Origin of the sequence: Neobacillus drentensis, from assembly GCF_036965425.1 — a bacterium.
GTDB lineage: Bacteria > Bacillota > Bacilli > Bacillales > Cytobacillaceae > Neobacillus > Neobacillus drentensis_F.
This window is the reverse complement of the sequence record NZ_JBALPP010000039.1, coordinates 1-7,815: the sequence shown is the minus strand read 5'-3', so window position 1 is coordinate 7,815 and position 7,815 is coordinate 1. Positions and strand designations below refer to the sequence as shown.

The 7,815-nt window shown below is 42.6% G+C and carries 8 protein-coding genes; all 8 read right to left on the bottom strand.

Features of this window, described 5'->3' with window-relative positions:
• Positions 1-144: 144 nt before the first annotated feature.
• The 8 genes from eutL to V7161_RS10630 all read right to left on the bottom strand — a co-directional run bounded on the left by eutL (position 145) and on the right by V7161_RS10630 (position 7,758).
• Positions 145-798, bottom strand: coding sequence for an ethanolamine utilization microcompartment protein EutL (eutL, locus tag V7161_RS10665; protein WP_335444985.1), 654 nt, complete (start codon positions 796-798; stop codon positions 145-147).
• 15 nt (positions 799-813) lie between these two features.
• Entirely contained in the window at positions 814-1,785 is a 972-nt protein-coding gene (gene eutC / locus V7161_RS10660) for an ethanolamine ammonia-lyase subunit EutC (protein WP_335444983.1), read from the bottom strand.
• 12 nt (positions 1,786-1,797) lie between these two features.
• Positions 1,798-3,162, bottom strand: a complete 1,365-nt coding sequence (locus tag V7161_RS10655; protein ID WP_335444982.1) for an ethanolamine ammonia-lyase subunit EutB — start codon at positions 3,160-3,162, stop codon at positions 1,798-1,800.
• A 17-nt stretch (positions 3,163-3,179) separates the two neighbouring features.
• The gene (locus V7161_RS10650; RefSeq protein ID WP_335444980.1) at positions 3,180-4,625 is read right to left on the bottom strand and encodes an ethanolamine ammonia-lyase reactivating factor EutA; all 1,446 of its coding nucleotides are present in this window, start codon (positions 4,623-4,625) and stop codon (positions 3,180-3,182) included.
• 138 nt (positions 4,626-4,763) lie between these two features.
• Positions 4,764-5,264, bottom strand: a complete 501-nt coding sequence (locus V7161_RS10645; RefSeq protein ID WP_335444978.1) for a EutP/PduV family microcompartment system protein — start codon at positions 5,262-5,264, stop codon at positions 4,764-4,766.
• Positions 5,265-5,302: 38 nt separating this feature from the next.
• Positions 5,303-5,644 carry a BMC domain-containing protein gene (locus V7161_RS10640; protein WP_335444976.1) on the bottom strand — a complete coding sequence of 114 codons (342 nt, stop codon included), beginning with the start codon at positions 5,642-5,644 and terminating at the stop codon, positions 5,303-5,305.
• Positions 5,645-5,748: 104 nt separating this feature from the next.
• Positions 5,749-6,321, bottom strand: coding sequence for an ANTAR domain-containing response regulator (locus V7161_RS10635; RefSeq protein ID WP_335444975.1), 573 nt, complete (start codon positions 6,319-6,321; stop codon positions 5,749-5,751).
• A gap of 3 nt (positions 6,322-6,324) precedes the next feature.
• Positions 6,325-7,758, bottom strand: coding sequence for a sensor histidine kinase (locus tag V7161_RS10630; RefSeq protein WP_335444974.1), 1,434 nt, complete (start codon positions 7,756-7,758; stop codon positions 6,325-6,327).
• Between the last annotated feature and the right edge of the window lie 57 nt (positions 7,759-7,815).

Here is a 7,815-nt window from a genome sequence, read left to right as displayed (position 1 = left end):
CTTACTACCTATTTTTCGAAACTTACGACATTTTTTGGATATATTTGGAAACTACTCCAATCTCTATTTACTTAATACAAATTTACTCACTTAGGACATTTTTTTGTAAAATGACACGTAAGCAGCATTTCATCAAATAGGAGACTAATACTGTCGTGGATTTCTCGCAATCTCGATAATCACATCACGAAAAGCATCCGCTGCTGCCTGGCATGCCGATTGTGAACCGGTTAAAAGCCCGCCGCCAAAGTTTGTTTCTGATGGCGGACCGAAAAACTTAACGAGCTCAACATCCGCTGCCTTCAAAGCGGCATCGATTCCATAAACTGCTTCTAGCGGAGGGGCAATCAAATAGGCAAGCGCCTCACCTTGATTAATGCCGGCCTCTGCCGATAAATAGGAACCAGTTCTCGCCACCACATGAGCATATAGAGCATGACTTTTTTCATCATTTAATGCCTCAAAATACGCTTCATTTTCAGCGGTTTGAATCACTGCATCTATCCCGCTCTTCACTTCATCAGGACTTGGACCGGCCAACACACCGATCATTTCCCCGGACAATGGCCCTGATGCATGCGAGGAACCTGCGTAGAAGGACTTGGCATAGACAACATCCACATCTGCGCGTTTCGTTGCTTCATCCAGAGCTGTATAACCGACATCGTCTATCGTTGAGGTGAAAATGGCTAAACTCCGTTGATGGGGTTTTAACTGAAACTGTGCGGCTAAGGCAGGGTCAACGTTTGGAATAATCCGAACAGCCAAGATTTCTGCATGAAGTCGTTCTAATGCCATTTATTAACCCTCCCCTTATTGCTCTTTTTGTACCAGCGAAACACCGCTAGCCTGATATTTTAATATTTTTTGTACGATCGTTCCGATATAGGCGCCGGCCTCCACCGGTGGGATGCCGCCCTTATGGATATTGGAGATGACCATCCGGTCAGCCTCAATGGTACCGTGGCGTGGTTCATAGCAGAGATACGCACTTAACGATTCCGCACTCACGAGACCAGGACGTTCACCAATCAAGTAAACAATCACTTTCGGTGTTAGGAGCTCCCCAACATCATCCATTGCCGCCACCCGGCCTTTTTCGATAAAAAATGGTGTTCCGACATCGAGCCCTAAGCTTTGCAGCGATTGATTAAGAGATAAATAAACATCCTCTAAATTTTCCTCGACCGCTTTCGAACTTAAGCCGTCAGAAACAATAATTTGAACTGTCGGAGACTTTTTACATTTTTGAACAATTAATTGTTTTGCCTCATCAGAGAGCTTTCGGCCGAAGTCAGGACGGCGGACATAGACCTCTTTGTCGGAAACCTTTGTGGTAACTTTTAATAAGGATAAGCTTTCAAGGATTTTCGGATCGACATCACCATAAACGGCATCGACGGCTGCAGCATGATCAAAGCGAAACTTCAGCCAAGTTTCCGTTTTGGGCCTTAATCCCGCACGGCCGACGCCAATTCTCGCTGGTGTTTTGCTCATTAGAAGATCCAGCTCTTCTTTATTAAAAGGATTTTCAATCCCTACAGGCGGCTTTGGTTCAAGAGGTATTTCTTTTTCATGGGCTGAATCCGTGCAGCCCGGACTTTGATTGCACTCAGTTTCAACATGGTTCGTCCGGTGGTTCCAAAATTTCACTTCCACTTTTTCCGAGGTATCAATGTTCGTCTTTTTCTTAACCTCTTCTACCGGCGCATTGCCAGCAGCGGTCTTTGTCTGCAATTTTTCTATCACCATTTTCGTGATTTGTTCCACTAACTCAGGATTCATTTCTTCCACCTCCTATCGGGAAAAAATCGTCGGGTCACCTGCATATTTACTTAATTTCCCGTTTTCAAAAATCCCCATTTTCTCCAGCCATGCTTCAAATAATGGTGCAGGCCGTTTATTAAGCGTCTGTCTTAATGTCGCAACATCGTGATAACTTAAGCTCTGGTAATTGAGCATACAATCATCACCCATTGGTGCAGCGATAATAAAATTCACTCCCGCTGCCGAAAGCAGCACCCCAAGATCTTCAATGTCATTTTGGTCAGCTTTAATATGGTTCGTATAGCAAATATCAACGCCCATTGGAATGCCATGCATTTTCCCCATAAAATGATCCTCAAGACCCGCTCGAATCACTTGTTTATTGTTGTACAAATACTCCGGGCCGATAAAGCCGACGACAGTATTGACAATATACGGGTCATAGTAACGGGCAAAGCCATAATTCCGGGATTCCAATGTCATTTGGTCAATATCATAATGAGCTTCGGCGGATAATTCCGATCCTTGACCTGTCTCAAAATATAACCGTTGTGGACCGGTTCCTGTACCGTATACTTTCGCCATTTCGTTTGCTTCCTCCAGGAGGGCAGCGGTAATCCCGAAAGAACGATTGGCCGCTTCGGTTCCGGCAATACTCTGGAAAATCATATCTGCCGGTGCCCCCTGCTGGACCGCTTTCATTTGAGCTGTCACATGGGCAAGCACACAGTTTTGCGTTGGAATTTCCCATTTTTGAATAAAGTCATGTGTCGCATGCAATAACCGCTTTACACTTTCAACGGAGTCATCTACCGGGTTTATTCCAATGACGGCATCTCCAATCCCATAGGCAAGCCCCTCTTTCATGGAGGCCATCATCCCGTCGACATTATCCGTCGGATGGTTTGGCTGCAGCCTAGAGGCTAACACTCCTTTTTGACCGATCGTAATATTGCATTTGGATAAAACTTCAATTTTATTGGCGGCATGGATTAAATCGAGGTTGGACATAATCTTTGCCACCGCTGCAATCATTTCACTATTCAGACCATTGCTGAGGCGTTTCAAGTCTTCACCGGTAGTTGAATCGTTCAGGATGTACTCGCGAAGCTCCGAAACAGACCAATTTTTAATCGATTGATAGATAGGTTCGTTAATCTGACCCTCGATAATCCTTGAAACCTCATCCTCTTCAGGCGATAGCATTGGATTTTCCCTAATATCTTGTAGTGTTAAATAGCTCAACACTTGTTTGGCTGCAATTCTTTCCTGAACGGTCTCAGCAGCAATCCCTGCTAAGCGGTCTCCGGATTTTTCTTCATTTGCTTTCGCAAATAAATCCTTTAGTGTAGAAAATTGATAGACGGTACCTAAATAGGTGGACTTTAATTTCATAAGAATGCCCCCTTTCGTCATTTCTGGAATGTTAATGTTTTTATGATGACAGGAACAACATCGGATTCGAGCACTTGGCCTATATCCAAATAGTCCCCATTTTCAACTTTAATTTGATCAATACAAATGACGGATTGCACCGGAGCCTTCCGCTTGAGTGTTTGCCCGAGAACTTTTGCATAGTCCCGGTCAAGCACAAGGACCAATGGCTGATCTTGATTCGGTTTTTGTTTTATTGCTTCGAGGATGGATTCAGCAAATTCATCGATTTCACGGAATCGTAAGTAAGGCAGTTCTGAAAAATAAACTGCAAAATTTTGTCCTTCACGCTGCGGGTCATAGAGATCGAGTGCTTCCTCAATCCTCTTGGAAAATTGGTTTATTTCCGTTTTAAAATCACCCTCGAATCGCATCTGGTAAACCGGCAAGTTTTTCATCGGCAATTTACGTTGATCAGCTTCAATGGTTGCACCGCTGATTTCAGTCGTTTGCATTCCGGCGCCCAGCACTGTGGCCCGAACCGTTTCCTGCGGCTTTACCCATGTCCACCCAGAAAGACTTGAGCTTTCCTTTAAGGAGGCAGCTAACATCAACCCAATATCATCGTATAGGGTAGACTGTACGCTTCCGGTCTCAAGTTGATAAATGCATTCACTTATTCCGCCTGAAAACATAATCGCCTCAACCTCTTCCTCCCAATTGGGTTCATGCCCTAGCAACAACGGGAGATCCTCGTTTGTGAGTGCCTTTTTTAACATCCGCGCAATGACATCTGCCATAAAATCGGTAACTTGTTTTATCGCTGCTGGATTTTGGTCTTGCCCCTCCACCATCCTTGAATCCCATTGTCGAAGTAAATTCTTAACAGGCGGAGAAATACTCAGGATTTTATGATCGTTACATTCAATTAATCGGCCGCCTACATGTAACGTACAGGTTCCGCAAAGTCTGCCAGATTTATAAACGGCCACATTGGCGGTACCCCCGCCGATATCGATATTGGCGATAACCTTCCCCGTATCTTTCGAATATTCATAGGCGCCCGATCCCTTAGCGGCAATGATTCCTTCTAAGTCAGGACCAGCTGTTGCCACTAGAAACTCCCCAGCCTGGTCAGACAGCTGATGCAGCATAACTTCTGCATTTGACTTTGTGGCTGTTTCACCCGTAATTATCACTGCCCCCGTTTGAATATCTTTCGGCTCAATACCTGCTTTCTGATATTCCTTTCTGACAAGGTCTTCAATTTTTTCAATATCAATCGTGGTTGGTGAAAGCAGTGGTGTCCGGTAAATCGGGCTGCGATGGATGACCTGTTTGTCAATGATTTCAATTCGCGGCACATGGGCCCCGCCAGCCATATTCATTAACGTGAACCGGCTGAATACCAGCTTGGTTGTACTGGTGCCTATATCGATTCCCGCACTGATCATTTCTTCTTTTTGCGGGCCTTTGAAATTCATCTCAACCCCCCCAAAAACACAAAAAGCGCCCCTTGTAAACTATCCCAAATTAGATAGTTTAAAAGAGGCGCCATTGCCATTAAATTCATTTGTTATTCATAATATAAATTATTTTCTGGATACTGTAAAGGCTTTCATTTAAAAAATAACAAATGGGGATGGATTTCCTTCCAGATACTGCTTCATTTCCTGTGTCGAACGGAAGTTTACCAGATTCCTGATCTCCGCTATTCCTTCATTTTTTAGGGAAGAGGTAATGACAATCGGACCTTTGGTTACGATTACCTTTTTTAACAAAGAAACGGCTAGTTCAACGTCAGCCTGATCTGAATCACTTTTTGTGACCACCCCTATTGGAATTTTATTGATTCCGCTGCTGAATCCTGGCGGGAAAATCATTTTCTTCTTGGTCGCATCCTGTAAAAACAGGACATGGGTCACTTCTAATGCCGTTGCCATGATGTTTTTATAGTAGAACGGGTTTTCGCAATATTCTCCTGGGGTATCCACAATCCAATCATAGTAATTCAGTGACTGCGTTTTGACAGCAGGCACTTCCCGGCCAAGCAATGCATTTGTTAACGTTGATTTTCCCGCCCCAATGGAACCAATCAGCATGGCTCGGTTCTTTTTCATCATCAGATTTCCTCCCTTCTTAAAAAATCTATCTTATGATTCTATGACTTGGTGATCTCGGCCGGGGTATATTTCAGTGTAGCCTGCAAAAAACGGTTGATTTCCCGCATCGCCATTTCCACCTCTGAAACATTGCCGACAATCACAAGACTTCCTGTAAAGCGATCCAAAAACCCTAACTTGACATTAGCCGCTTTGGTGGCTAAATCCCCGGCAATAATCACCGTCTCACTTGGGGTCAGCGTTAAAATCCCTAATGCCCCAGCCTCCTGGATCCCTAGTTTTTCAAACATATCCGGGTCCGGATTGGCAATAATATGGCTTAAAGTGACCTGTTTCCCTGGGACAAACTCCTGTATAAACCGCTGTTTCTCTTCGTTCATGAAAAACCCGCCTCTCAAATTAATAAAAAAAATGCCTAATAGACTTTATTTTTATAAAAAATAAAACCTATTAAGCACCATTGCTTCGTCTATTCACTTGTAAACTAACTTGGGTACTTCAAAATAATGTACTTTGCCACTTTTTCCAATGGCATTTGTTTTTTCATGCTGAGGTCTCTCATCTTATTGTAAGCCGTTTCTTCAGGTAAATTCAATTGTTTCATTAAAATTCCTTTTGCTTTTTCCACGAGCTTTCGGTTTTTCAGTTCCCGATTCATTTCTTCTACTTTTTCTTTGTAAAGAATCGCATTTTCAGCCTGCTTCAAAGCAATTTCAACCGCCGGAATCAAGTTGGCCTCCGAAATCGGCTTTACAAGATACCCTAAAATATTTGCCTTCTTCGCTTTTTCTATATATTCCTTTTGACTATAGGCCGTTAACAGCAAAATCGGGATATTGAATTTGTTGGAAATAATCTCACTGGCCTTTAATCCGTTCAGCTTTGGCATTTTAATATCCATGATCATTAAGTCAGGCTTAAGGCTGTAGGCTAATTCAATTGCTTTCTCTCCATCAGCTGCTTCCGCCACAACATCATAGCCCGCATCCTTTAACATGAGAGAAACATCCAATCGGACGATGGACTCATCTTCAACAACGATAATTCGCTTTTTCATTCCTTAAACCTCCCTCGCAAAAGGAAATTCGACGATTGCTACCGTTCCTTCCCTTGTTCCATCAACAGAAAAATGGCCCGATAAATCGTGTTCAATCATCATTTTAACTATATCAAGTCCTAATGACGGCTTCATGGAAGGAGCATAGCCAATTCCATTATCTTTTACGAGGACTCTTACTGCAGATGTCTCTTCTTGGATGACTACTTCAATTTGGCCCTCAGTCATCTCCGCAAATGCATGTTTCACACAATTTTGAATTAATTCATTGATAACTAGAGCAACGGAAACAGCTAGATTCGATTTAACAAACAGCTTTGGACCGGAATAGTTGATCGAAATCGATTTTCCTTCATGATCTTCACTAAAGACCAGCATATTCCCGATTTTTTCTATTAAACTCACAAGTTCTACATCATCCTGATTTTCAGAATTGGATAAGATGATTTCATAGACAGAGGCAATACTTAAAATTCGGTTAAGACTCTTGATAAAATGAAACTTGCTTTCTTCAGGGACTCCTCTGCGCATCTGCAAACGGAGAAGACTCGCTACCGTTTGCAAGTTATTTTTTACGCGATGATGGATTTCCCGGATGGCCACAGTCTTTACGGTAAGCTCCCTCTCCTTTTCGCGCAGCTCTGTTAAGTCACGAAAAATGATAAATGATCCGCTATTTTTCTCATGCTGCACAAGAGCAATTTTTTTCATTTGAAAGACTTTATTTTGTATGATGATTTCTTGGATCACAAGTTCATCCGGCAGCCTGCATATTTCTGCAAGGTTAGGAAAATAGGAAGTAAAAAGATTACCGTTTTTACATTCCTCTGAACACATTTCTAAAACAAGATTCATCGCAGCAGGATTTGAATATTGAATCCGTAAATCCTCGTCAATGATGAATAGTGCTTCCTCCATCACTTCTGGGATAAAAGTACGATTTTCAGCCATTCCCAATAAGAGTTCGCTAAGCGTCTCATTCGCTTCTGTTAGCGCTTTCAGTTTGTTTTGATTTTGGAGCTTATCACTGTTGTCTTTCTCCATGATCAACGCGCCAATCACCTGGTTATGGATTCCAACAATCGGAACAACGCTTTGTTCGACTTTTTTCCCTTCCTGGGTTAAGGCATGATTGAGAAAAAGCGACTTACCTGTCCGAAACGCATAAAAAACAGCAGGCTCAAACGTTTCGTAGGCAAACTTTCCGACCACCGGATTTTTATAGACAGAACTGGCCGTTGAAGGTGCTGCTTCTGCCACCACAATAGCATGCTTTTTTTCTCTTGTTTGACAATCGACAAACACATTTGCTTGATTTAAATCGGCAATTAATTGTAGATTTTGAACCACTTCTTGAATCTTTTGTATGTCTTGTTCCGATAGGTCTGTGTGAAGCTGACATAGGGTTACTACGGTGTTCATCTCAGTTCTAATCATGTCATAGCCCCAATCTTTTCTCTTTAAATATATAAAAATATTTTATATATCATTTAT